23 protein-coding genes are annotated in these 25,272 nt (G+C 55.6%); 17 read left to right on the forward strand and 6 right to left on the reverse strand.

The window, feature by feature from the left end:
* Positions 1-53: 53 nt before the first annotated feature.
* Genes urtA through urtE form a run of 5 tightly spaced genes read left to right on the forward strand, consistent with a single transcriptional unit; the run spans position 54 to position 6,016 of the window.
* Entirely contained in the window at positions 54-1,334 is a 1,281-nt protein-coding gene (gene urtA, locus AB1A64_RS03340; RefSeq protein WP_366550102.1) for an urea ABC transporter substrate-binding protein, read from the forward strand.
* Between the two features lie 60 nt (positions 1,335-1,394).
* Positions 1,395-3,347, forward strand: coding sequence for an urea ABC transporter permease subunit UrtB (gene urtB, locus AB1A64_RS03345; protein ID WP_366550103.1), 1,953 nt, complete (start codon positions 1,395-1,397; stop codon positions 3,345-3,347).
* A gap of 3 nt (positions 3,348-3,350) precedes the next feature.
* Positions 3,351-4,580 (forward strand): urea ABC transporter permease subunit UrtC, encoded by a 1,230-nt coding sequence (gene urtC / locus AB1A64_RS03350; protein WP_366550104.1) that lies wholly within the window; start codon positions 3,351-3,353, stop codon positions 4,578-4,580.
* On the forward strand, positions 4,577-5,317 hold the full coding sequence (gene urtD, locus AB1A64_RS03355; protein ID WP_366550105.1) for an urea ABC transporter ATP-binding protein UrtD: 741 nt from the start codon (positions 4,577-4,579) through the stop codon (positions 5,315-5,317). The genes urtC and urtD overlap by 4 nt, the downstream gene beginning before the upstream one ends.
* A 3-nt stretch (positions 5,318-5,320) precedes the next feature.
* Positions 5,321-6,016: an urea ABC transporter ATP-binding subunit UrtE gene (urtE, locus tag AB1A64_RS03360; protein ID WP_366550106.1), complete on the forward strand. Its 696-nt coding sequence runs from the start codon at positions 5,321-5,323 to the stop codon at positions 6,014-6,016.
* Here urtE and AB1A64_RS03365 read toward each other — a convergent pair.
* A complete protein-coding gene (locus AB1A64_RS03365; RefSeq protein WP_366550107.1) occupies positions 6,013-6,918 on the reverse strand; it encodes a LysR substrate-binding domain-containing protein in 906 nt (301 codons plus the stop codon). The genes urtE and AB1A64_RS03365 overlap by 4 nt on opposite strands.
* Positions 6,919-7,036: 118 nt before the next feature.
* Here AB1A64_RS03365 and AB1A64_RS03370 point away from each other — a divergent pair, with 118 nt between their 5' ends.
* The gene (locus tag AB1A64_RS03370; RefSeq protein ID WP_366550108.1) at positions 7,037-7,786 is read left to right on the forward strand and encodes an SDR family oxidoreductase; all 750 of its coding nucleotides are present in this window, start codon (positions 7,037-7,039) and stop codon (positions 7,784-7,786) included.
* Between the two features lie 15 nt (positions 7,787-7,801).
* Positions 7,802-8,191 (forward strand): ectoine synthase, encoded by a 390-nt coding sequence (locus AB1A64_RS03375; protein WP_366550109.1) that lies wholly within the window; start codon positions 7,802-7,804, stop codon positions 8,189-8,191.
* A gap of 166 nt (positions 8,192-8,357) precedes the next feature.
* Here AB1A64_RS03375 and AB1A64_RS03380 read toward each other — a convergent pair whose 3' ends face one another.
* A complete protein-coding gene (locus AB1A64_RS03380) occupies positions 8,358-8,999 on the reverse strand; it encodes a TetR family transcriptional regulator C-terminal domain-containing protein (RefSeq protein WP_366550110.1) in 642 nt (213 codons plus the stop codon).
* A 190-nt stretch (positions 9,000-9,189) separates the two neighbouring features.
* On the opposite strand from AB1A64_RS03380, the gene AB1A64_RS03385 reads away from it, so the two are divergent.
* The 7 genes from AB1A64_RS03385 (at position 9,190) to AB1A64_RS03415 (ending at position 17,994) form a co-directional block, all read left to right on the forward strand.
* Entirely contained in the window at positions 9,190-10,053 is an 864-nt protein-coding gene (locus tag AB1A64_RS03385; protein WP_366550111.1) for an ABC transporter permease, read from the forward strand.
* Positions 10,050-10,844 carry an ABC transporter permease gene (locus tag AB1A64_RS03390; RefSeq protein ID WP_366550112.1) on the forward strand — a complete coding sequence of 265 codons (795 nt, stop codon included), beginning with the start codon at positions 10,050-10,052 and terminating at the stop codon, positions 10,842-10,844. The genes AB1A64_RS03385 and AB1A64_RS03390 overlap by 4 nt, the downstream gene beginning before the upstream one ends.
* A 20-nt stretch (positions 10,845-10,864) precedes the next feature.
* Positions 10,865-11,980 (forward strand): ABC transporter ATP-binding protein, encoded by a 1,116-nt coding sequence (locus AB1A64_RS03395; RefSeq protein ID WP_366550113.1) that lies wholly within the window; start codon positions 10,865-10,867, stop codon positions 11,978-11,980.
* Positions 11,977-13,032, forward strand: coding sequence for an extracellular solute-binding protein (locus AB1A64_RS03400; protein ID WP_366550114.1), 1,056 nt, complete (start codon positions 11,977-11,979; stop codon positions 13,030-13,032). Before AB1A64_RS03395 ends, AB1A64_RS03400 begins: the two co-directional genes overlap by 4 nt.
* A 93-nt stretch (positions 13,033-13,125) precedes the next feature.
* Positions 13,126-15,192, forward strand: a complete 2,067-nt coding sequence (locus AB1A64_RS03405; protein WP_366550115.1) for an FAD-dependent oxidoreductase — start codon at positions 13,126-13,128, stop codon at positions 15,190-15,192.
* 8 nt (positions 15,193-15,200) lie between these two features.
* Entirely contained in the window at positions 15,201-16,400 is a 1,200-nt protein-coding gene (locus AB1A64_RS03410; protein WP_366550116.1) for an aromatic ring-hydroxylating dioxygenase subunit alpha, read from the forward strand.
* A 25-nt stretch (positions 16,401-16,425) separates the two neighbouring features.
* Complete coding sequence (locus AB1A64_RS03415) at positions 16,426-17,994, forward strand: trimethylamine methyltransferase family protein (RefSeq protein ID WP_366550117.1); 1,569 nt, start codon at positions 16,426-16,428, stop codon at positions 17,992-17,994.
* 63 nt (positions 17,995-18,057) lie between these two features.
* Here the strand turns inward: AB1A64_RS03415 and AB1A64_RS03420 are convergent, their stop codons facing one another.
* A complete protein-coding gene (locus AB1A64_RS03420) occupies positions 18,058-19,452 on the reverse strand; it encodes an aminotransferase (RefSeq protein ID WP_366550118.1) in 1,395 nt (464 codons plus the stop codon).
* Positions 19,453-19,623: 171 nt separating this feature from the next.
* On the opposite strand from AB1A64_RS03420, the gene AB1A64_RS03425 reads away from it, so the two are divergent.
* Positions 19,624-20,223: a TetR/AcrR family transcriptional regulator gene (locus AB1A64_RS03425; protein ID WP_366550119.1), complete on the forward strand. Its 600-nt coding sequence runs from the start codon at positions 19,624-19,626 to the stop codon at positions 20,221-20,223.
* A gap of 112 nt (positions 20,224-20,335) precedes the next feature.
* Here the strand turns inward: AB1A64_RS03425 and AB1A64_RS03430 are convergent, their stop codons facing one another.
* From AB1A64_RS03430 to gph, 3 genes are all read right to left on the reverse strand, one after another.
* Entirely contained in the window at positions 20,336-21,115 is a 780-nt protein-coding gene (locus AB1A64_RS03430) for a 2OG-Fe(II) oxygenase (protein WP_366550120.1), read from the reverse strand.
* A 141-nt stretch (positions 21,116-21,256) separates the two neighbouring features.
* A complete protein-coding gene (locus tag AB1A64_RS03435; RefSeq protein ID WP_366550121.1) occupies positions 21,257-23,149 on the reverse strand; it encodes a DEAD/DEAH box helicase in 1,893 nt (630 codons plus the stop codon).
* Positions 23,150-23,696: 547 nt separating this feature from the next.
* The gene (gene gph, locus AB1A64_RS03440; protein WP_366550122.1) at positions 23,697-24,371 is read right to left on the reverse strand and encodes a phosphoglycolate phosphatase; all 675 of its coding nucleotides are present in this window, start codon (positions 24,369-24,371) and stop codon (positions 23,697-23,699) included.
* 225 nt (positions 24,372-24,596) lie between these two features.
* Between gph and AB1A64_RS03445 the strand changes: the two genes are divergently transcribed.
* Both AB1A64_RS03445 and AB1A64_RS03450 read left to right on the forward strand, forming a co-directional pair.
* A complete protein-coding gene (locus AB1A64_RS03445) occupies positions 24,597-24,764 on the forward strand; it encodes a hemin uptake protein HemP (RefSeq protein WP_170350842.1) in 168 nt (55 codons plus the stop codon).
* Positions 24,761-25,237, forward strand: coding sequence for a hypothetical protein (locus AB1A64_RS03450; protein ID WP_366550123.1), 477 nt, complete (start codon positions 24,761-24,763; stop codon positions 25,235-25,237). The genes AB1A64_RS03445 and AB1A64_RS03450 overlap by 4 nt, the downstream gene beginning before the upstream one ends.
* The last annotated feature ends 35 nt before the right edge of the window (positions 25,238-25,272 follow it).

Below are 25,272 nucleotides of genomic sequence, written 5' to 3' on the forward strand. Positions count from 1 at the left end.
GAGAAACGTGCCTTTGCGCAAGCCCTCTCTCCCGGCCCCGCCAGGAGGGTTACATGAAATCGCTCAAATCCACGCTCGCCGGATCGGTTGTCTTTGCGGCCATGGCTACTGCTGCATTGTCGGCCGAAGATACAATCAAGGTCGGAGTGCTGCATTCGCTTTCGGGCACGATGGCAATCTCGGAAACGACGCTGAAAGACACCATGCTCATGCTGATCGATCAGCAAAACGCCAAGGGCGGTCTGTTGGGTAAACAACTTGAAGCGGTCGTCGTGGACCCCGCATCGGACTGGCCCTTGTTCGCGGAAAAAGCACGTGAGTTGCTGACTGTTCACGAGGTGGATGTGATCTTTGGCAACTGGACATCGGTCAGTCGCAAGTCGGTTCTGCCGGTGATCGAAGAACTCAACGGTCTTTTGTTTTACCCGGTTCAGTACGAGGGCGAAGAAAGCTCGAAAAACGTGTTCTATACCGGCGCCGCGCCAAACCAACAGGCAATCCCTGCGACCGACTATTTCCTGGATGAACTGGGGGTCGAGAAGTTTGCGTTGCTGGGCACCGATTATGTCTATCCCAGAACCACGAACAATATTTTGGAAAGCTATCTGAAGCAGAAGGGCATCGCGGATGACGATATCTTCGTCAACTACACGCCCTTCGGCCATTCCGACTGGTCCAAGATCGTGGCTGACGTGGTTGCGCTGGGCGCAGAAGGGAAGAAGGTTGGCGTGATCTCGACCATCAATGGTGATGCAAATATCGGCTTTTACAAGGAACTGGCCGCGTCCGGCGTATCGGCGGATGACATCCCGGTTGTGGCCTTCTCGGTCGGGGAAGAGGAATTGTCGGGTCTCGATACCGCCAACCTTGTCGGCCATCTAGCGGCTTGGAACTACTTTCAGTCGGCCGATACCGATGAGAACGCCGAATTCGTTGACACCTGGAAAGCCACCATGGGTGACGGGCGCGTGACGAACGATCCGATGGAGGCGCATTACATCGGCTTTAACATGTGGGTGAACGCCGCGACCGCGGCCGGTTCAACCGAAGTCGACGCTGTGCGCGCCGCGATGTACGGGCAGGAATTCCCGAACTTGACCGGTGGTACTGCTGTCATGCTGCCGAACCACCACCTCGCCAAGCCGGTTCTGATTGGCGAGATTCAGGAAGACGGCCAGTTCGACATCATTAGCGAGACAGATGTTGTGCCAGGCGACGCCTGGACCGATTACCTGCCGGAATCGGCAGTCCTGAAATCGGATTGGAAAGATCTTGGTTGCGGCATGTACAACACCGAAACCAAGACGTGCGTTCAGACCCTGTCGAACTACTAATCTGCAAGCAAGGCGGGCGTAATCGCCCGCCTTGCCGCCAAGACACACGGGTTTCACCACATGTTTCGACTATTCCTTGCGGGCCTCGCAATTCTATTCGCCTGCCTGCCCGCCAACGCGCAAGAGGCTGGCCTGGAGCCGATTTTGCAAAACCATCAGGAGATCATCGTCAAAAGCTCGCGCAAGACGATCAAACCGGCGATTGATGCGATTACGGCCAGTGGGTTACCACAAGCGCAGGTGATGCTTGAAACATGGGCCGCCAAGGACATGTGGATGCGCAAATCCGATGGTTTGTTCTTTGCGGGAAAAAAGGTTGAAGGGCGGTCATACGAGCTGACCGATTTCGACACAGGCGAGGTAATCGGCACCTACGAGAAATCCGATCTGAAACAATTGAAACCCAACAGCGGCGTCCGCGCCATGATCGGGACCGCTCTGGTGCAGTACCAACTGACCGATCAGGATCGAAAAAGGCGCCTGGCCGCTCTGCAATCTATTCAACGTGACCCCGAAGGCGCTCTGCTTGAACCTTTGCGCGCCTCGATCGAGGATGAAACGGATGCAGATTTGAAGGCGCAGAAACAGCGGCTCGAACGATTGCTGACCATTGGGTACGACGCAGACACCGCGGCTCGCGTGGCTGCGGTTGAGGAAATGTCAAACGACTTGGGTGTCGACGTGCGCGCGGCGCTGAGCCCTTTGGTGGTGACCACACGAATGGTCGCGCCGAATCTGCCGACGGATGAGAATATCGCTGTCCTTCTAGAACCCGGATCAGAGGCCTTGTCGCGGGACGAAGCATATGACTTGCTGGTCGCCAGCAACCTTGCAGCTCCGCGTGTGTCTCAGGACGACATCCGCACTGCTTTGTCAGCGAATATCGACCGAGGTCGCGTCGGTGGCGTCCCGGTTGCACAATTGAACAACGAAACCGCTCGCACTCAAGCATATGCCGCCTTGGCTGAAACGGGGGCGGTTTCCACGTCGGTAACAGAGGCGGATATCGATGACGCGCTGGGCAAACATGTTTTCTTTGAAACCTATCGCGAGGCCTCGCCTGCGGTAACTGCCGCTGCCGAGAAGGCTTTGGATCATATTGAATTCAAGGTCGGGTTGAACCAGACACTCGACCTGTCGCTGGACGCGATCTCACTGGCATCAATCTATTTTCTGGCGGCCATCGGTTTGGCCATCACTTTTGGGGTGATGGGCGTGATCAATATGGCCCATGGCGAATTCATCATGATGGGCGCCTATACGGGCTATGTCGTTCAGCAATTCATCCCCGACCACACTCTGTCGATTATCGTCGCGATCCCGATGGCCTTTGCCGTCACCTTCGCCATGGGTGTCGCGATGGAGCGGTTGGTGATCCGCTGGCTTTATGCCCGCCCGCTCGAGACGCTTCTTGCGACATTCGGCATCTCAATTGCCCTGCAACAACTGGCCAAGAACATTTTTGGCACGCAAGCCCGTCCACTGACAGCGCCGGGTTGGCTGGATGGGGCGTGGGTGCTGAATGATGTGGTTTCGATCAGCTATATCCGCATCGCGATCTTCGTGCTGGCTTTGATCTTTCTGGGGCTGTTCCTGTACATCATGAAACGCACACGGCTGGGGCTTGAGATGCGCGCGGTTACGCAGAACCCACGCATGGCTGGATCAATGGGTATCAATCCCGGGCGGGTGAATATGCTGACTTTTGGCTTGGGTTCCGGCATCGCCGGGATTGCAGGGGTCGCCATTGGCCTTTTTGCCAAGGTCACGTCGGATCTGGGCAGCGACTATATCGTTCAAAGCTTCATGACCGTGGTCGTAGGCGGCGTCGGCAACATCTGGGGGGCACTGGCCGGGGCGGGGATGATCGGCTTCCTGCAAAAAGGGATCGAGTGGATGAACCCCTCGAACACCCTTGCGGCACAAACCTACATGATCGTCTTCATCATTGTTTTCATCCAGTTCCGACCAAGGGGCATCATCGCCCTCAAAGGTCGCGCGGCGGGGGATTGAGACATGGAACGCAGCTTCGTCGCCAAGAACCCGTCCGTGCTGGTCTTTCTGGCCATCCTGTCATTGTTCACATTGGGCGTGACAATCCTGTCCGAAGGGTTCGGGATCGGAGTAATCTCAACCAGTTTCGTCAAGACATTGGGCAAGACCCTATGCCTGTGCCTGATCGCAGTGGCGATGGATCTGGTCTGGGGATTCACCGGTATCCTGTCGCTGGGCCACTTCGCCTTCTTCGGGCTGGGCGGCTACATGATCGGCATGTGGCTGATGTACGAACGCACCCGCCTGATCGTGGTCGAGTCGTTGTCGCAGGCCGACATCCCGCCAACACCGTCCGAGGTCGTGGACGCCATCGGGACGCAGATTTTCGGCGTCGTCGGATCATCGGAATTCCCGCTGATCTGGGCATTTTCGCACAGTTTGGTTTTGCAGTTGGCGCTGATCGTGCTGGTGCCCGGTCTGCTGGCGCTGATTTTTGGCTGGTTGGCTTTCCGCAGTCGCGTTACTGGTGTGTACCTGTCGATCCTGACTCAGGCGATGACATTGGCCTTGGCGCTGTATCTGTTCCAAAACGACAGCGGTTTGCGTGGCAACAATGGGCTGTCGGGCTTGCAGAACTTGCCCGGCGTGACCACCTCGCAGGACGTGGTGTCGATCTGGTTCCTCTGGGCTTCGGCATTGGCGCTGGGACTGGGTTACATGCTGGCGGCGTGGATCGTTTCGGGTAAGTTTGGCTCGGTCATCCGCGGGATCCGCGATAACGAGGCGCGGGTGCGGTTTCTTGGATATTCGGTCGAGGTTTACAAGCTGACCGTCTTTACTCTTACCGCCTGCATAGCCGCCATCGCGGGTGCGCTTTATTACCCACAGGCAGGCATCATCAACCCCGAGGAGATGGCCCCCATCGCGTCTATCTATCTGGCCGTCTGGGTCGCCATCGGTGGGCGCGGGCGTCTCTATGGTGCCGTGATCGGTGCGGCGTTTGTAAGCCTGCTCAGCACCTGGTTCACCGGCGGGCAAGCGCCCAACATTCCGTTGGGTTTCTACACCATCAAATGGGTCGACTGGTGGCAGGTGCTGCTGGGCGCCTCGTTCGTGCTGGTCACTCTGTTCGCTCCGCAAGGTATAGGCGGATTATTCGACTTATGGAGCGACCGGGGACACCCGGATCGCCACGGTGCCAACCTGGGCCCCGATGACGGTGCGTTGCGTGAAAAGGAGGCCATTGAATGAGTACTCTGCTAGAGGTGAGCGGCGTCTCGGTCACTTTTGACGGTTTCCGCGCGATCAATAACTTGTCGTTCCAAATTGGTGATGCCGAATTGCGCGCTGTAATCGGCCCTAACGGTGCAGGCAAGACCACGTTCATGGACATCATCACAGGTAAGACACGACCTGATGAGGGGCGGGTTATCTGGGGAAAGAAGTCCATTTCTTTGTTGGACATGACCGAGGCAAAAATCGCGCAGGCAGGGATCGGGCGGAAGTTTCAGAAACCAACCGTCTTCGAAGATCAGACCGTACAGGAAAACCTGCTGATGGCACTTAAAAACAAACGTGGTTGGCTGGGTGTGCTGCTTTATCACCCTTCGACATATGATCTGCAGAAAGTCAAAGATCTGGCCACCGAAATTGGTCTACATGAGGAACTAAGCCGCAAATCCGGTGAGTTGAGCCACGGGCAGAAACAGTGGTTGGAAATTGGCATGCTGCTTGCGCAAGACCCACGCCTGCTCTTGGTTGACGAACCCGCCGCAGGCATGACGCCGCAAGAGCGTGAACACACCACAGACTTGCTTGTTCAGGCTGCAAAAACCCGCGCTGTTGTGGTTGTTGAGCATGACATGGAATTTGTGCGGCGCCTGAACTGCAAGGTCACGGTTTTGCACGAAGGATCAGTTTTGGCCGAGGGCAGTCTTGATCACGTGACATCTAATCAGGACGTCATCGATGTCTATCTGGGGCGCTAAACAATGCTGAAGCTGACCGATCTGACTTTGCACTATGGGCACTCACAAATCCTTAACGGGATTTCCATGGAAGCCAGGCAAGGTGAAGTGACCTGCGTCATGGGAACCAACGGTGTCGGGAAAACCAGCCTGATGAAGGCAATCTCGGGCACGCATCCGCGTTCCGGTGGAAAATTGGAGCTTAACGGGGAACAATTGGGTGTCTTACCTGCGCATCGGATGGCCTGGAAAGGTGTGGCCTATGTCCCGCAAGGGCGCGAGATATTCCCTTTGCTGACAGTTCGCGAGAATCTGGAAACGGGGTTCTCTTGCCTGCCTGTCAGTGAGCATTTCGTCCCGGATGAGATATTCGACCTGTTCCCGGTCCTCAAACAGATGCAGAACCGGCTCGGCGGTGACCTTTCCGGCGGCCAGCAGCAACAGCTGGCCATCGCGCGGGCACTGATCACAAAGCCGAACCTGTTGCTGCTTGACGAGCCAACCGAAGGCATTCAACCGAACATCATCCAACAGATTGGCGAAGTGATCCGGCACCTCAGAACGACAAGTGGAATGGCAATTGTTCTGGTCGAGCAGTATTTCGACTTTGCCTATGACCTTGCTGACAGGCTTGTCGTGTTACGACGTGGCGAAGTCATGATCAAAGGCACAAGAGATAACCTTTCACGTGATCAGGTGTTGCAGGCCGTATCAGTCTAAGGGGCTTTGATGAAATCCGCACGACAATTCGACATGAGCCATTTCTTGAAAATTCTCACTGAAACACGATCCTGATCGCTGGGTCGACAGACAAAGTAGAGCCCACGATCCAGCGGAACATGGCTTTCGTCCAGACGGATCAGACGACCAAATCCCAAGTCTCGCGCCGCCAAGAGGTGTCTTGCCAAGGCCACGCCCTGTCCGTCAATCGCGGCCTCCAAAAGCACAGCGCTATCCACGTATTTGATGCTCTGCGAGTTGATCTGATCCGCGTTCAGACCAACTTGCGCGGCCCAGCTTTCCCAGCCGACGTTGAAGGCATCGTGCAACAATGGAAGATCGGCGATGTCAGCGGCACGCATTGGCAGTTGTGTATTCTCGACAAGCGATGGCGCGGCCACGACGACCAGCTCCTCCTGTCTTATTTGCTCGTGATAAAGTCCGTCCCAACCCGGTTCTCCAAATCGCAGGGCTACATCAACCTCGGACGTATCGAAATCGGCAAAGGCATCATTTGTGTCCAGCAATAGCGCGATACCCGGATGTTCTTGTTGAAACGAACTTAGTAACGGCACAAGCCATTTGAGCGCCAATGATGTGGATAAAGACACTGTAATCGACTGGCGGTGATGTAATCGCTTCACCTCCATCACGCCCAACTGCAATGCAGAAAATGCCCCGCGTGTTGATTGGTGCAGGCGTTCGCCGGCTTTGGTCAATTCAACGCCGTTGGGGCGGCGATGAAAGAGTGTCACCCCAAGGTGCAGTTCCAGCAACTTTATTTGTCGGCTGATCGCTCCGTGGGTGACGTTCAGCACACCCGCTGCCTTGGTCAGGCTGGAATGTGTTGCAGTTTCGTCAAACGCCTGAAGGGCACGAAGGTGTCTGAGATTTTCCATCATGTGAGAAAATCTAACAGTAACGTGCCAAAAATTCGATAGGTGCGCTTAATTGTAAGAAGTTAGACTGATCTAAACACAAAAAATCTCACACTTTGCTTGCCTAAAGAAGGGAATTCCCATGCCCGAATCCAAAGTCGCGCTGATGACAGGTACAGGACAAGGCATTGGCCGGGGCTGTGCGGTCGAAATGGCAAAAGCAGGCTACAAGGTCTCGCTGATGTCCCCGTCCAATCGCTCGATCGAACTGGCCGAGGAGCTTGGGGGTATTGGCCGACGCGGCTCTGTATTGGATGTCGATGATCTGCAAGCAATGATCGACGACACCATGAGCAAATTTGGGCGGATTGATGCAATCGTCAGCAACATGGGTCACGGCGGAACGGTGCCCGAAGCCATTAAGACAGTGGGATTCGACCCCGACTTTGACGGACCGCTTTTGGAGCTGAGCGATGAGTTGTGGCACGAAAGTCTGGACATGTATGTGCTAAACGTCGTCAAGATTGCTCGTATCGTTACGCCCATCTTGATTGAACAAGGCGGGGGCGCTTTCGTAAATATTTCGTCCATGAACACAATCGAACCACGTGCGCCCTATCCCATGAGCATGCTGCGCGGCGCTTTGCACAGTTTCTCAAAGCTCTATGGGGATCGCTATGCACGTTACAATATTCGCATGAATAACCTGCTGCCCGGCTTCTGCGAGAACGTAAACCTGTCCGAACGGGCCCGCCGCGAAATCCCCGCTCAGCGGCCAGCAACATTTGAAGAAATTGGACAGGCTTGTGTCTTTCTTGCCAGCGAAGGAGCCCGGTATATTAACGGTCAGAGTATATTGTCCGACGGCGGGATGAACCGCGCGGTTCGGTAGCAACGAGGCAGAAATATGATTGTTAGGGCACTCAAAGAAATCCTAGGTACAGATCGGGATGTTTCCGGTCCGGGCTGGAATAGCAGACGACTGTTGCTGGCGTCTGATGGCATGGGGTTTTCGCTTACGGATACGATCATCAAAAAGGGTGAAATGCTTGAGCTTGAATACACCCATCATCTAGAGGCGTGTTATTGTATTGAAGGTAAGGGTCAGATCAGGGCGTCGGGTGATGAAACTTGGCATTCCCTTGAGCCATTTACTCTCTATGCATTGGATCAACATGACCGGCACATCGTTCGCGCCACAGACGCTGATTTGCGGCTTGTCTGCGTCTTCAATCCGCCGCTCAGCGGGCGCGAAGTGCATCGCAAAGACGGAAGCTATGCGCCGACTGAATCCTGATGAGGGCAGGGACGAACCACCGTAGGACGCTTATTGCTGTAGGCAATCTTATGTATGGAAACCTGGCGCGTTCAGTCAGTCTTGCGACTGCAACACAACAAGGAAAGCGCAAACCTTGTCGGGCATCCCAAGCTAAAGTGGCCAGACAGGCACTGTGTCGCAAGCTTCAGTGATATAACCGGGCGCCACTAAGGTCGAAATGTTTGGGGAACATTGCCCTCAGGAACCGAAAGACAATTCGCATTGCTTCGTCGCGATCAAATGAATCCGGGTGAAGCAGGTAGTCAGTCCACATGCCTTCCAACATGGCGAGCGTGCCGTGGGTGGCGTCGCGCGCAACTTGATTTGGGTGTTCGATTTCGGCCTCTTTCGCTATGCGGGCGAAAGAATTGAAAACCAAATTACGAAGCTTAGCATCGCGGGTATCTGAAAACGCAGCGATTGCCGCTCTGTTCCTGGCCTCACCTCGAAACGCGTACCAAATTGCGACGTTTTTCTTATTGAGAATGGCTTCGCTCAAGTCACCCCGAACAATCATCTCAATATGTTCCTGGCCTGTCTGTCCGGTCGTTTCCAGCATGGCATAGATGCCGTTGTAATATTGCTCGGAAGAATAGCGCGCTGCTTCGTCGACAAGGTTGTCCTTACCCCCGAAATGAAGGTGAATCATGCCACGGGATAAATCGGCGCGTTGAATGATTTCGCTGACCGACGTCTCGGAAATCCCCTTTTCTGCGACCGAGTCGAGTACCGCCTCGATCAGTGATAGGCGGTTTCGTTCTCGAATTTCTTGTCGTCTTCCAGTCATTTGATCAGGTGGTTCTGTTTGTTTTCAGCCTCTTGCGGGTTCTACTAATGGCCTATGGGAAATTGGCCAGCTCCCGTTGTGAAAATATCAGTTGACACAGCTAGCCCTAAAATTCCAGATTTAAATGGACGATTGTCCATTTTGTGATCGATATTGTCGCGCCACCGAAAGCAAAGTTCAGCAGGGAAGCATGGCTGGAGTCATTAGAAGTGAAACGGGCAAGGGCCTGGCACTGAGTGCGCCTGCGACGCTCTATGTCGGTCTGCTTGTGGCCGTGCCCCTTTGCATTCTTGTCGCCTACAGCTTTTGGACCCAGACCTATGTCGAGATTGACCGCACGCTGACATGGGCGAATTACCAAGAGGCGTTCACCGATCCGTTGGTCCGGCATCTTATGATCCGATCGGTTGCGATAGCGGGGGCGGTGACGCTGGCGACAGTCGGTCTGGCCTATCCGATTGCTTACTTCATCGCATTTCGGACGCAGAAAAAGACCCTCTGGCTATTGCTGATCACCATTCCCTTCTGGAGCAGCTACCTGCTGCGGGTGTTCAGTTGGAAACTGATCCTAGGCTTTAATGGGGTGATGAATTCGGCCCTTATTTCGCTGGGGCTGATACAGGAACCACTGACCTTCCTGCTCTACAATGAATTTGCCGTTGTCCTTACACTTGCACATGCCTGGGCGCCGTTTGCGATCCTGCCGATTTATGTGTCGCTACAAAAGATCGACCGCAGCCTGTTAGAGGCCGCAACCGACCTTGGGTGCAGCAAGCTGGAACGGTTTGTGCGCGTGACTTTGCCCCTGACGGTGCCGGGGATCATCGCCGCCTGCTTGATCATCTTCATCCCCACGGTGGGCGACTACGTCACGCCGGCCCTGGTCGGTGGATCGCAGGGGAAAATGGTGGCCAATTTAATCCAGGTTCAGTTTGGCGCTGCCAACAACTGGCCCTTGGGTGCAACCCTGTCTCTGCTTGCCATGCTTTCGGTCGGCTGCGTCGCGATCCTGTTCGTGATGGTCGTCACCGCTCTGGGGCGGAGGATCAGATGACCAAGGCCATTCGTATCCCATGGTTGCTTGTTTACGCGATCGCCTACCTGGTGTTTCTCTACCTGCCGGTTCTGCTTTTGCCGCTGTTTTCGTTCAATGATGGAACCATCGTGGCCTTCCCGCTCAAGGGGTTCACGTTGAAGTGGTACGCGCAACTGGGTCAGCAAGACACGCTGCTTCAAGCCATGGTGAACTCGTTAATCGTCGGCAGTGTGACTGCCTTGATGGCGACGTCTCTGGGTCTGTTCGCCGCGCGCGCCTATGTTCGGTACCGTTTCAGAGGGCGGGAATTCTCCGAAGGTCTGGTCATGCTTCCGCTGGTCGTTCCCGGTATCATTGTCGCCAGTTCCATGCTGGTGCTGTTCATCAGCGTCGGGCTGAAGCCATCGCTGACGACAGTGATCCTTGGCCATGTCTTTGTGGCCTTGCCCTTTGCCGTGTCGATCATGAAATCGGCCTTTGACGATTTCGACCAGTCGTTGGAAGAGGCCGCGTTTGATCTGGGCGAAAGCGTTGTGGGAACCTTTTGGCGTGTCACTCTGCCAATCGTTGCACCGGGCATCATCGCCAGTCTTTTGGTCACGTTCACGGTGTCATTCGACGAGTTTGTTCTGGCCTTCTTCCTGTCCGGCAACAGCCCGACATTGCCGGTCTATATCTGGAGCCAGATCCGCTTTCCGGCAAAGCTGCCTAATACACTGGCGCTGGGGTCGCTGCTTTTGCTGTCCTCGGTTCTGCTGCTGTTGATTGCCGAATATTTCCGCCGCCGTTCCATCCAATCCTCAGATTGAAGCCAAAGGAAACCAACCTGATGAGCGAACAGAACATCATCGAAATACAGGGCGTCGAAAAACGCTTTGGTTCCTTTGTGGCCGTGTCCGACTTGAACTTGACCTTAAAAGAGGGAGAGTTCTTTTCGCTGCTTGGGCCTTCGGGCTGTGGAAAGACAACGGCTTTGCGCATCATTGCGGGGTTTCAGGATCACGAAGAGGGTGAAATACGGATTGATGGTCGGACGATGGGCGAGGTGCCTGCCAACAAACGGCCCACCAACATGGTGTTCCAAAGCTATGCGATCTTTCCGCACCTGAATGTGGGTGACAATGTCGGGTTCGGCTTGCGTAAGACAAAGCTGTCCCGAAATGAAATCAAGGAACGCATAGCCGAGGCGCTTGAGATGGTGGAACTCGGCGGCTTGCAAGACCGCAAGGCCAATGAGTTGTCAGGCGGGCAACGGCAGCGTGTGGCGCTTGCCCGCGCACTGGTCATGCGGCCCAAGGTGTTACTGCTGGATGAACCCTTGTCCGCGCTGGACAAAAACCTGCGCGAAGCGATGCAATTGGAAATGCGCCGCCTGCAGCAAAAGCTTGGCATTACCTTCGTCATGGTCACGCATGACCAGTACGAGGCGATGACCATGTCCGACCGCATTGGGGTCATGTTTGCTGGGCAGCTCAAGCAAGTCGACAAGCCCGAGGTTCTGTATTCCCAACCCTGCAACCGGGAAGTGGCCTCTTTCATCGGCGGGATGAACTTTCTGAAGGCCGAAGTGACTGCTGAGAACGCCGACACGCTGGACGTGAATGTTCAAGGGTTTGGGCCGATGACAATCGGGGTGAACCCGAATGTTCAGGTGCATGACAAAGATCTGCTGGTCGGCGTTCGGCCTGAGCAGTTGGAAATCAGCGCAGAAAAACCGGATGGGTACGACGCGCATGTTCAGGGCAAGGTGTCGGACGTCGCCTTCTATGGCGAAAGCGTCCACTATTATGTGCGCGTCGACGGGTTACCGGAAAGCATCGCCGTTGCGGTGCCAAACTACTTTCACACAGTTGATCACAGCCGGGGCGATACTGTCTGGCTCGGCGTTCAAAGCGCCTCGGTGATCGACTTGGGCAAACGTGAATCTTTGGGAGGAGACACATGAATAAAACAGCATCACTTACGGCAGCAGTGGTTGCCACCTTTGCCGCCAGCCAAGCGCTGGCCAATGCAGCTGATCTGACCGTTTTTGACTGGTCAGGGTATGAGGATCAGGGCTTTTACGGCGACTATGTCGAAAAGTATGGCGGCGCACCCAGCTACACCTATTTCGGCAGCGTGGAAGAGGCCTTTACCAAGCTTCAATCCGGGTTTGAGGCCGATCTGGCCCATCCCTGCACAGACGCCCTAAGGAAATGGGTTGCGGCGGATATGATCAAGCCGATCGACACCAGCAAGCTGGAAAACTGGGACAAGCTGATGCCTAAGATCAAAGAGGTCGATGGCATAACGATCGACGGGCAGACCTATATGGTACCGTTTGAGTGGGGCAACACCGGCCTGATCTATCGCACCGATATGGTTTCGGCAGACGATGTCTCGCTGCAACTGCTGGCAGATCCGGCCTATCAGGGCAAGGTTGCGGTCCCGGATGCGGCGTCCAGTGCCTTTGCCATGGCTGCACTGGCGACCGGTGCCTCGAGTTATACAGATATGAGCGACGAAGAATTCCAAAAAGCGGCGGATTACCTGCGCGCAATTCATCCGAATGTGCGCTTTTACTGGTCTGATGCGGGTCAACTGGATCAGGCCATTGCCAGCGGTGAGGTGACGCTCGGCTGGGGCTGGAACCAATCGGAACTGAACCTGATCTGGAATGAAACTCCGGCGGTCATGATGCGGGATGTGGACAAGGGCATCGCCACCTGGGTCTGCGGGTATGTGCATCTGAAGTCCGCCAAGCAATCGGATGAGCAGGTCTATGACATGCTCAACGCGCTCAGCTCTGCCGCAAGCGGTAAGTACATCATCGAAAGCTGGGGATACGCCCATGCCAACGAAGACGCGTTTGCGCAAGCCGACCCGGCACTGATCGAAACCTACGGGTTCTCGGATGTGGATAGCTTCTTTGACGGCAGCCTGTTTTTTGATGCGGTCAACCCAGAGCTTGAAGCCAAGATGTTGAAGGAGTTCGAGCGCATCAAAGCGGGCTTTTAAAACCATCTAACGACACAACTGGGATTGGTGGGTCTGTAGAAACCCTGCCGATCCCACAGAACCAATTCCAAATTTTCTGGAGGAAGCGCGGCAATGTCAGGCGCTGACGGATACTCTGTTCTCTTTGAACCGGTTCAGATCGGGCCCGTGAGGGCGCGAAACCGGTTCTATCAGGTGCCCCACTGCAACGGCATGGGGCATCTGCGACCGCAGGCCGAAGCTGCCATGCGGGCAATGAAGGCCGAAGGCGGTTGGGCCGTTGTGTCCAATCAAGAGACGGAAATTCACCCAACGTCTGACCTGTCCCCCTTTGCCGAAAACCGGCTTTGGGACGAACGGGATATTCCAGCGCTGCGCCTGATGACCGATGCTGTTCATGCCAAGGATTCGTTGGCGGCCATTGAATTGGCACATAACGGCCACCATGCGCAGAACCACCTGAGCCGCGCGCCTTTGCTAGGCCCGTCAGAACTTGCCTTGCAAACAGCGTATCCCAAACAAGCTCGGGCGATGGACAAGGCGGACATTCGCGAATTTCGCAAATGGCACCGCGCGGCGGCGCGGCGGTCGCGCGAGGCGGGCTTTGACATCGTATATGTTTATGCCGGTCATCACATGACCCTGCCGCATCATTTTCTGCTGCCTCAGTTCAATGATCGAACGGATGAATACGGAGGCTCGTTGGAGAACCGGGTGCGCTTAACCCGAGAGCTTCTGGAAGAAACCAGAGAAGAGATTGGGGATGAGTGTGCTATCGCCTTGCGTTTCGCAGTCGATGAAATGCTGGGATCAGACGGGATGCAGGCGCAGGAAGAAGGCCGTGCCGTAGTCGAATTGCTGGCAGACCTACCAGACCTTTGGGACGTCAACGTCGCGGATTGGAGCAATGACTCGGCGACAACACGGTTTGAGCCCCGTGACGGTTTCCAAACTTCATATATCGAATTCGTCAAACAGGTGACGTCCAAGCCTGTTGTGGGTGTCGGGCGTCTTACCTCTCCGGACTTGATGGTGTCACTTGTCAGGAAAGGTATCCTTGATTTCATCGGCGCAGCGCGACCATCCATCGCCGACCCGTTTCTTCCCAACAAAATAAAGGAAGGTCGGATCGAGGAAATTCGCGAGTGTATTGGCTGCAACATCTGCGTGTCCTCCGACGCGCTGGGCGTTCCTATCCGGTGTACGCAAAACCCGACGATGGGGGAGGAGTGGCGCCGGAAATGGCATCCTGAAGTCATAGAGGGCAGGGGAAAAGAAGAAGCCGCGCTTGTTGTCGGCAGCGGTCCCGCCGGGCTTGAATGCGCCATGCAATTGGCGCGTCGGGGCTATGACGTGACCCTGGCCGAAGGCAGGCAAGAGCTTGGTGGTCGCGTGTTGCTGGAATCCGGTCTGGCCGGGCTATCTGCATGGAAGCGCGTGACAGATCACAGGATCTATGACTTGCAGCAACGCGGGAACGTTCAACTGTTCACCGACAGTCGCTTGTCAGCAAGCGAGGTTGTCGAGCTAGGTATTCCGAATGTCTTTCTGGCCACCGGCGCAATATGGCGGCGAGATGGTCGCGGGAAGTCTGCCTTTCGCGGCATATCAATAGGTTCAGGTTCGCAGGTATTTACTCCAGACGACATCATGTCAGGGGTAATTCCCGGGGATGGTCCGATTTTGGTCTATGACGATGATCAGGCCTATCTGGGCGGTGTGCTGGCGGATCATTTGGTTCAAGCCGGGCAAGAGGTTGTCTTTGTAACCCCGGCCTCGATGGTTTCGCCTTTCACTGAACTGACGCTGGAACAGGTCAAAGTGCAACGCAGCTTGCTGGAAAAAGGTGTTCGGCTGGTGTTGTCCCAGACCCTTGTCAAAATCACGCCCGGATTGGCGAAAGTTCAATGCGCTTATACGGGACGCGAACAAAGCGTCGAGTGCGCATCAGTTGTTTTGGTCACGCAGCGCGCGAGAGAGACTGCCCTTTATGAGGAACTGCGTAATTTGCCTGACAACCCGCTGACAAGTCTGGAACTGATCGGTGATGCGGCAAACCCCGGTTTGATCGCTGACGCTGTATATTCGGGTCACATGGCAGCCCGGAATTTTGAACGTGACGCGGGCGATATCGACCGTGAATTTTTCCGTCGGGAAATCGTTTCCCTTGAAACTGTGTGAGGTGCGCTATGCCAAAAGATGACTTGCAAGTAATGCGCGACTTGATGGAAGCGCAGCGGGAAGGGTTCGCCTTGCCGCGTCATTTCTATACGTCTCAGGCGGTATATGAAAACGATATCAGCACGTTCTGGAACCGCAACTGGATCTGGGTCGGACATGTTAGCCAGATTGCCGAGCCGGGCGACTATTTCCTGTTCGATTACGGGCCTGAATCCATCATCATCGTTCGGGATCGCGAGGGTGAGGTGCGCGCGCATCTCAACGTTTGCCGCCATCGGGGATCGCGCGTTTGCATTGAACAGAAAGGCAAGGCGCGAAACTTCATCTGTCCCTATCACGCGTGGACCTTTGACCTGAGCGGTAAACTCAGAAACGGGCGGTCAATGGGGGCGGATTTTGACCCGGGCCAGTACGGGTTGTTCCCGGTTCAGGTAAAGATATTTCAGGGTCTGATCTTTGTTTGCGCGGCCGAAGACGCGCCGCCGCTGGACGCCGCTTTGGATAGGCTGGCCCCGCTGTCAAAGCCGTTCGGTTTTGAGAATCTGAAGATTGCACATGAGGCCTCATACCCGGTTCCTGCGAACTGGAAGCTTGCTCTGGAGAATTACTTGGAATGCTATCACTGCGCGCCGTCTCATCAGGACTATTCGCGCAGCCATTCCTTGAAAGATCCGGCCCAGGTTCTTGAGTTCAGCGGGGCACTGCACGAGCGGATGAAAGAAGCCGGGGTTCCCCTTGAGGAGCTTGATCTGACTGGAGAAAACGCAGTCGCACCGGGCGCAGATCTCTATTGGCGGCGCTACCCACTGTTCCCCGGCTACCAGACCGGCAGCAAGGATGGCGCGCCCTTGGCGCCGCCATTGGGTGAACTCAAAGGGCAGGACGGCGGGGCCACCGATCTGGGGATCGGTACGCTAAACTATTTCCTCGTCTATGCCGATCACGTTGTCGGGTATCGGTTCGTGCCGCGCGCCTTGCAAGACACCGATATTCAGATCGTCTGGTACGTGCGAGGCGATGCCGAAGAAGGGCGCGATTATGACAAGGATGCCCTGACTTGGCTATGGCATGTAACGTCGCTCGATGACGAACGGATCATCCGACACAATCAGGTAGGCGTGAACTCGCACCATTTCGTCCCCGGACCGCTGTCCGAGATGGAATGGAGCATTTCGGGCTTCTATCGCAATTACTTCAGCATGATCTGAGACGCGCAAAATTCGGAGAAGAAACATGACAGAGCTAACGCAGCGCAGATCAAGACGGCGCGGGGGCGGGCGTGAGGCACGCGCAGCCGTGCGAACCAGCAATGCGGCCTCGCAAGCAATCTGGCCGGGCATTTCGGGTGGGCGATACAAGCCCCTATCAGACGCGGACATGTCGCGTATTCACGAGGCCGCGCTTAGCATTCTGGAGCGCACAGGCGTAGGGGACCCAACGCAGGAAGTTCTCGATCTTGTGGTGCCAAAAGGGGCGACACTGAACGCGCATGGCAGGTTGTGCTTTCCACGCGCCTTGATGGAAGATTTGTTGGCCAAAGCCGCCAGTGAATTCTATGTCCACGCACGCGGATCGCGGGCCGGTAAAGATGACATGCACTGCACCAAGGACAAGGTGTATTACGCAAATTCGGGCACGGCTGTGACGACCTTTGATGCCGAAACCCGCAGTTACAGGCCATCAACGCTCAAGGATATTTACGACTTCACCCGCTTGGTCGACCGGCTCGACAATATTCACATGACCGGCGACACGGTGTTGGCGACGGATGTGCCGCAGGATTATGAGCATGACATGAGCATGCTCTATGCCATTCTGGCAGGCAGCGAAAAACCTTCCTGCCTGACCTTCAGAACCCGCGAGCACATTCAGGATGCGATCCATCTGTTCGATCTGGCATCGGGTGGCGAGGGGAAGTTCCTTGAAAAGCCCTCGGTCATCTTTGGAGGCTGTCCCATCGTATCCCCGCTTAGGTTCGGGCGCGAAAATCTGGAGATCCTGATCGATACCGCAAAGATGGGTCTGGTCTGCGATCTTGCCGTTCCCCCACAGGCCGGGGCGACTTCGCCGGCGCCCTTGGCAGGAACCTTGGCGCAAGCGGTCGCTGAGACTTTGTCTTGCGTCGCTATTGCGAACCTCATCAATCCGGGCACTCCGGTCGTCTTCGCAGCTTGGCCTTTCATCACCGACTTGCGTACTGGGTCCTTTACTGGCGGCAGTGGCGAACAGGCGTTAATTTCAGCTGCGGCCATCCAGATGGGCAATTTCTATAACCTGCCAACCAGCGTTGGGTGCGGTATGACGGATTCCAAAATCCCGGATGCGCAATACGGTTTGGAAAAGGCGCTGACCTTTGCCTTGGCGGCCCATGCCGGTGCCAACAGGCTCTGTGAATTTGGCGGTATGCTTGGCAGTCTGATGGGCTGCAGCTTTGAGTCTATGGTCATCGACAACGAGGCTGCGGGCATGATCTCGCGCACGTTGCGCGGGATCGAGGTGAGCGACGACACGCTTTCGATCGACGTTATCCATGAATGCGCTATTGACCCCGGCCACTTCCTCGGCAACGCGCAGACCTTGCAATACATGGAGACGGAATATGTCTACCCGACCCTCCTGGATCGGGAACTGACCGATACTTGGGAAAAGGCAGGTCGACAGGACATGTTTGAGCGCAGCCGGTCGGTGGTCAACGATATCCTATCCAACCACTATCCGAACTACTTTGGCAGCAAGGCGGATGCAGAGGTGCGGGCCAAGTTTCCGATAAAATTGCCGCCTGAGGCGATGCGAGCGGGTTGAGGACAGCGGACGGCGATGCGGCATCGCAACCTGCAAAATTACGATGCCGCATCAAGACGATTCCTAAGCCTTAAACGCACCCTGCCGTGTCAGGTCTTCAGTCGCTGCCCGGATGCCTTTCTCAAGTATATCGAACATCTGGTTCAACTCGCCTTCGGTGATGATCAGCGGTGGGGAAAACACACACATATTGATGATCGGTCGCAGGATCAGCCCGTTTTCCTGGCAATGCTGGTCAATCAATGCGCCAACAGACTTATCAAGGTCCAAAAGATTATCAGCATTGGCATCGGCAACGCATTCGACGCAGCCAACCAACCCCATACCACGGGCGTCACCGACTAACGGCAAGGCCACCAGAGCCTGAAGGCGTTCTTCGAACAGCGGCGTGAGCGCGCGGACATGTTCCAGAATACCGTCGCGCTCCATGATTTCGATGGTCTTCAAACCGGCCGCGGCGCTTACCGGGTGGCCCGAATAGGTGAACCCGTTTGAAAACGTAGCGTCCTGCGCGTTTTCACCACTGACTTCTGCGATCAGACGGTCAGAGATGATGCAGGCCCCCATGGGGACGTAGCCAGACGTCATTCCTTTGGCGCAAGTGATGATATCGGGTTGAATGCCAAATACGTCTTCGGAGGCAAACCAATGCCCAAGCCGCCCGAAACCAGTCACAACCTCATCTGAAATATACAGGACATCGTATTTCCGGCAGATGTCTAAGCAGCGCTGATGATACCCTTGCGGCGGCACGATGACCCCACCAGAACATAGGATCGGTTCAGCGATGAACGCCGCGACCTTGTCAGGGCCGGTTTCCAGGATCATGTTCTCTAGATCAGCGATTTTTTCGTCTAGAAAATCTTCAACCGTTTGATCGGCGCGGCGCGTGTATGGGTTCACATTCGGCAGAAAACGCGTCAGGTGAGAGGCCTGGTCCAACCACCCTTTGTCGCGCTCTTTTCCAGATACTGTGGCCGCTAAATAAGTCGATCCGTGATAAGCTTTCTGCCGCGATATCACGATCTTTTTTTCAGGTTTGCCAAGCAGGTTATTGCGGAACTGTACAAACCGCAGGGCGCTATCAACGGCTGTTGAGCCGCCGGTTGTAAAGAACACATGGTTCAGGTCACCCGGTGTTCTTTTGGCAATCTCATGTGCCAACCGGGCCGGGGCTGAGTTGGCATTGTTGAAGGGCGAAAAATATGCCATCTCTTTCGCTTGCTGGGCCATTGCATCGGCAATTTCGGCGTTTCCATAGCCCAGTTGAACGCACCACATCCCCGCAGGCCCATCCATCAAGCGTTTTCCGTCCTCTGTCACGATGTGAACGCCTTGGCCACTTTCGGCGAAGGTTCGTTCATTTTGACCCAAGGATGACATCCCCTCCCAGGGATGCAGGAAGTGTTCGTTGTCCCAGTCACGTACGGATGGAAAGTCGGAGTTGAAAAGTGTCATGGGGCACCTAAGTGTAACATACATCACAAAATGAACGAACATTCATTCAATGTCAATCCTTGAACTTCCGCTTCACTAGATGCGAGAAAGCAAAGGCGAGTAACCCAGCGAAGGAAAAACAAGATTACTCTCGAGGCCGATACTCCGACCAATGCCCGCGATCTGAGTAAGTTGCAGAACCGACAGCAGCTGATTCAGGCGGCTGCGGACGCCATTCACAAATACGGTATTCGCGGCACGACCTCGGCCAGAATCCAGGAATTGTCCGGGCTGTCGCGGGGGATGGTGAACCTCCATTTTGGCTCCAAAGAGAAGCTGCTGCTTGCCGTGGCCGAGGAGTTGTCGGCGCGCTATGCAGGGCAGTGGAAATCTATCGCGGACAGTCCGGAATTAGGCCCTGCGGACAAGCTGATCTCAATCCTCAAGGCGGATTTCGACCCTTTGGTCCTGAACGCACGGGACGTTGCGATCTGGTTTTCATTTCGGGCCGAAGCGCTCTCGAATCCCGACATATTTCCTTTCATCGACTCACGGGACAAAAGTTTCCGGGCAGTGATCCTTGAGCTGTTGCAGCAAATCATAAGCGAAGGTGGGTACAAAGACGTAGATGCCAAACTTGCAACAGATGCATTGATTGCTTTGCTGGAAGGGCTCTGGACCGACTTCCATTTGCACTCAGATATCTTCAAACCCCAAGAGGCTTTGAAAATCTGCTTGTTTGTATTGCAGTCAATGTTCCCACGTCATTTTGATTTTAAATCAATATCTTAAATTTCGAGACGGCACATCCGAGAGCCACTTCAGAATTGGACTCAGTGGAAAAACTGGCGGCCTTTTAGGTCCCATCCCGCGCATGTTTGTACTGCATTGCAGTAAGCCAACGTCAGTTCAATCGACCGTAAAATGTCATGCGGGCACTCTCTGACAGCTGCACATCAGGTTCCGAGTTATAGGCCAAAACGGCGAGCATTCTTGTCTTGTCACTCTCATTCGGAGAAACACGGTGAATAGAGTTTCGACCGCGAAACAAAACCAGCGTTCCTTGATCCATGTTCAAAACTTGTGGCCTTAATTCTTTGTCCAGAACGGCCCTGACACCCTCATAGTTCATGTCGCCCGCGCTCGCGTCCCGCAGGTCCTTTACATATTCGAAACGGCTGCCTGCGTCGGGTTTCTGGATCAGCAACGTGATTGCGAACGAGGAATTGTCGAAATGCCAGCCGAGTTCTTGCCCTCGGGTTGCGTAGTGAATGTTGATAGACGACAGCGGATCGACATAAGGGTGCAATTCAGCCTCGCCCGTGACCTGCTTGATGAAGCTTTGAAAGGATGGGTCGTTATACAGAATGCGCAGGGGCGATGTCGGCGATACCACGTCGTCGCAGATACATCCCTTGGACGACTCCACTTGCCGATTTGTCGGATGTGATGCGTCAAACTCTGGATTCGGCGGCGTTAGGTAGACCGAGTGGCTTTGGGTGCAGAAATATGCCTGGTCTTGTCCAGTCAGAGCCTCAGCTTGCATCATTGCAAGCGCCTCGGGGCGGATGAATTCCTCAAGGACCAAGACACCGTTTTCATTCAGTGACGATCTTGCCTTCGTACCGAAATCTGCATTTCCCAGGGGGTAACGCCCCAAGTCGACGATGTCTGCAATATTCATGCCATTGACCCATTCAGCAAAAGCTTCGAACGGGTGGATTAAACCTTTTCTGACAGAACGAGGAAAGCTGCTTTTTCAGTGCGGCTTGTTTGCCACCCAAAAACGGACCCAGGCGAATTCGGGCCGAGGGAACGTTTCAGCTTACTTAGAACGTCTCGGTACAGAATTGCCGCCCTTTGCTGCGGCAGCGCGTGCGCGATTTTTCTTGCTGTTTGGCTTACCCTTGGGCGGCGGCGGGCCCTTTGGGCCGCGGTTTGGTTTTTTGCCTTTACTGCTGAGGCTATCGCCATCGCGCTTGGGCTTAGTGTCGACTTTGGTTTTCTCAGGCGGCTTTGATGCCGTCTTTTTTCGCGCCTTCGCAGGCTGTGGATCGACAAGGCGAGGCGGTCTTTGCCCGGTCTTATCCGGACCCCTCTTGCCTTTCACAGCTCGTTTTGGCCCTGTTTTTGTCGGTTTCGGTAAGTCGGGGGCTGTGTCCAACCGCACGATGTCTTTTGTGCCATCGACCTTCATCTCAGGTCCGATTGCGTCCAAAAATCCGGAAACGCTGCTTTCGCGAATTTCGATATAGGTCACATCGTCAGCGATACGGATCGCGCCGATATCGGATTTGGTGATGTTCCCGGCCTTGCACACCATGGGAAGAACATAGCGCGGAGACGCGTTATCGTTGCGTCCTTCCGACAGCGAAAACCATACACTCGGGCCAAAAGGTACCTCTGACTTTGGTCCTGCGGTTTTGACGTCGCTTAACTCTTCCGGAGCAGAATGCTGACGTTTGTATTGACGGACATAGGCTGCGGCGAGTTGTTCCGGCGAGAATCTGGCCACCAGCTCGTCGACCGATGTGCGCTCGCTTTCGACGAGATCCACCTGCCAGTCGCCCGAGCCGAACATCCGCTGCAGATCCTGTGCGTTGACCGCGTCTGCGGAAGGTGCTGCGCCCCAATCAGCCGTCAGTTTGGCGAATTTTAACAGCCGTTGGGCCTTTTTGAACGAAGCCGACGCGACGATCAGGGCGCTGACCCCCTTGCGCCCTGCGCGTCCAGTTCGACCTGACCGGTGCAGAAGAGTTTCGTGACTGTTGGGCAGTTCGGCATGGATCACCAGATCCAGGTTCGGAAGGTCAATCCCGCGCGCGGCCACATCGGTCGCCACACAGACGCGGGCACGCCCGTCGCGCATGGCCTGCAGGGCATTTGAGCGCTCGCTTTGGGTCAGTTCACCGGACAAAGCCACAACCGAGAACCCACGGTTCGACAAGCGGGCAGTCAGGCGCGCAACCATCGCACGTGTGTTGCAGAAGACGATGGCGTTCGGGGCCTCGTAATAGCGCAGCACGTTGATGATCGCGTTTTCACCATCGCGCGGGGCCACATTCATCGCACGGTATTCGATATCGGCGTGTTGCGCCCGTTCACTGACGGTGCTTACACGCTCGGCGTCCCGTTGATACCGGGTGGCGAGGGTGGCAATAGCGCGCGGAACCGTGGCGGAAAACAACAGCGTTTGGCGGTCTGTGGGCGTTTCATCCAGAATGAACTCCAGATCCTCGCGGAACCCAAGGTCAAGCATTTCGTCGGCTTCATCCAAAACCACGGCGCGCACGGCCGTCAGATCAATCGACCCGCGCATGATATGATCGCGCAAGCGCCCCGGTGTCGCGACCACGATATGCGCCCCACGTGACAGAGCCCGGCGTTCGTCGCGCATATCCATTCCGCCAACACATGAGGCAATGAAAACCCCGGCGTCGGTGTAAAGCCATCCCAATTCGCGTTTGACCTGCATCGCCAATTCTCGCGTTGGCGCGATCACCAGCGCCAAGGGCGCATCCGCGGCGTCGAAAACCTGCGCTTCGCCTAAAATGGTCGGCGCGATGGCCAGGCCGAACCCGATGGTTTTCCCCGATCCGGTTTGGGCCGACACCAGCAGGTCTTTTCCCTGCAATTCTGGCGCGGACACGGCCTCTTGGACCGGGGTCAGGGTGTCATATCCTTTGCGCTTCAGCGCATCTGCGATTGTCTGTTTCATAGCTCGGCTCTCTTGGGTGATGCGGTCACCCTCAGAGCGTCCAACACACGGATCATCGTCGAAGCACGCTCCTTACCGAGAGACGAACCGGATGTATAGAGTGGAAGATGAATGGCCGCTGAACCGGCGGATATTTCGACCACAGCCGCGCGGTGGTCCAAACAAGCCTGTGAATCCAGCGTATCTTCCAGGTCAACGCCAGGGTGGTGAACTGTACCATCCAACTTCCTTTGCTCCGGTAGGACAGACAGCGGCACGGTCCTGCCTTACAAGCGAGGTAAGGGTTCGCTTGTTTGACTGTTTTCAGGATAAAAGACCCGGTTACCCCGAAATGGGCAAAAAAATTTACTGTAATTTCAACACAGTCCGGGGGGCTACGGGAAACCCCCTATATCGAAATTCAGGCCGATTCGTTAACTGTGTTTTATCGAACGGGTCATATCGGACGATACCACTTTTCCCCTGTGAGGGGCTGGCTACTTACCCCCTCGGCCGGCCCCTCAGTCACTGGCCGCGACCCGTTTCGATCCCCCCTAGAAAAAGGCTCTCAGGCGCTTTGCTCCAGAGATTGCAGCACTTGCGTGACCAATGCGGGCAATTCGGACGATTGGACATAGCTGGCGGTGTGCGGAATGTCTGCGACCGATGATTTGCGGTAACCTTCGGTGAACAGAAGAAATGGCACTTGCGCGCGTTGGGCGGTTTCGGCGTCTACCTCGCTGTCTCCGACAAACAGTTGCGGACCGGCTGGGGTGACGGAGGCAAAGCTGGCCTTTAGATGGGTTGGGTCGGGTTTGCGGGTGTTCAGGCTGTCACCGCCAAGGACGGCATCGAAATGGGGGGCAATCCCCATCGCCTCAAGCACATGGCGAGCAGGGGCTTCGGGTTTGTTGGTGCAGACCCCCAGAACGCAACCCATGTCACGCAAATGCTCCAGCGCCTGCAGCACACCAGGATAGACCACGGTTTTATCGCTGGAGGCGGCGTTGTAATGGGCAAGCGTCAACCGGGTCAGATCTTCGTGCTGGTCCATCGGCAGGTCGCAATGCTTGATCACGCGCTCGACCAGTTTGGGTAGCCCATTGCCCACAAATTGTTGGATTTGGTCCTGTGACAAGGGCGACACGCCGGTGTCACGCAACATATTGTTCGTGGCCGCGGCAAGGTCAGGAAGGCTGTCTACCAGCGTTCCGTCCAGGTCAAACATGATAGTCGCGGCCATTGGCTGCCCCCTTGGTTTGGTATTCTGCGAAAGTCGTACCCTGCCTGAATTTCCGGTGCAATCGTGCAGGTTTGGAGAATTTGCAAGAACGGGCCTTGACATACCTGACTATTTTAATCAGATTATTATTCAAGTCCATAGCCAACCCCTGTCAGGGTCAGCCAGATCAAGTGAAACGCGAACAGATTAAGGCATTTCGCCCCAGCCCCCTCTGGAGTTTTCCTGATGAATATGCAGACCCCGAATCCCAGCCAATCCTATGCTGTATCCATGCTGCCATCGCATAAGGCCGAAGAACTGACCAATGGCGGCAACCTGGCCCATATCGAACTGGGCGACCAGCTGTACACGCTGCGCATCACCCGCGCTGGCAAATTGATCCTGACGAAATGAGCACTTCTTCTTCTCGGGGTGGGGCGGCTGTTGGTCGTCTGAAAGACCTTGGCCCCGTCGAAGCCGGAGCAGTGATGTATTTGCGGCTTTGGGCCGACGGGGCGCAGGGCCGTGCAGATGCTGCCAGTGATTTTGAAATAGCGCTGGGCGCAGATTGCGGGCGTGCTGCGATGATGTCGCTGGACCGTCTGTGTTCGCTGTGCGCGCATCACGGACGCCGCCCGTTGATCCGTCACGGATTGGGGTGTTCTTGTTTGGGCGCTGACGAAAATTGCTTTGCGCAGATGATCGCGGCGGCCTCTGAAGGGTCCCGTGAAGACGCGATGATGATGGCGTCCCTTATCGTGCGGCCGGATTTTGCCCCCGCGCTGGCTTCATTGTCCGAAGAACTTGGACTGGCGCTGCGTCGTATGACCGCGTCGATTCCGCTGCCCACAACCGGGCACCAACCCCCCGCAGCCCTGCTGCATTAAGCAGCAGCGTGGCGCAGAACCCCGGCCCTCCCTAG

The organism is Ruegeria sp. ANG10 (assembly GCF_040705255.1).
Lineage (GTDB): Bacteria > Pseudomonadota > Alphaproteobacteria > Rhodobacterales > Rhodobacteraceae > Ruegeria.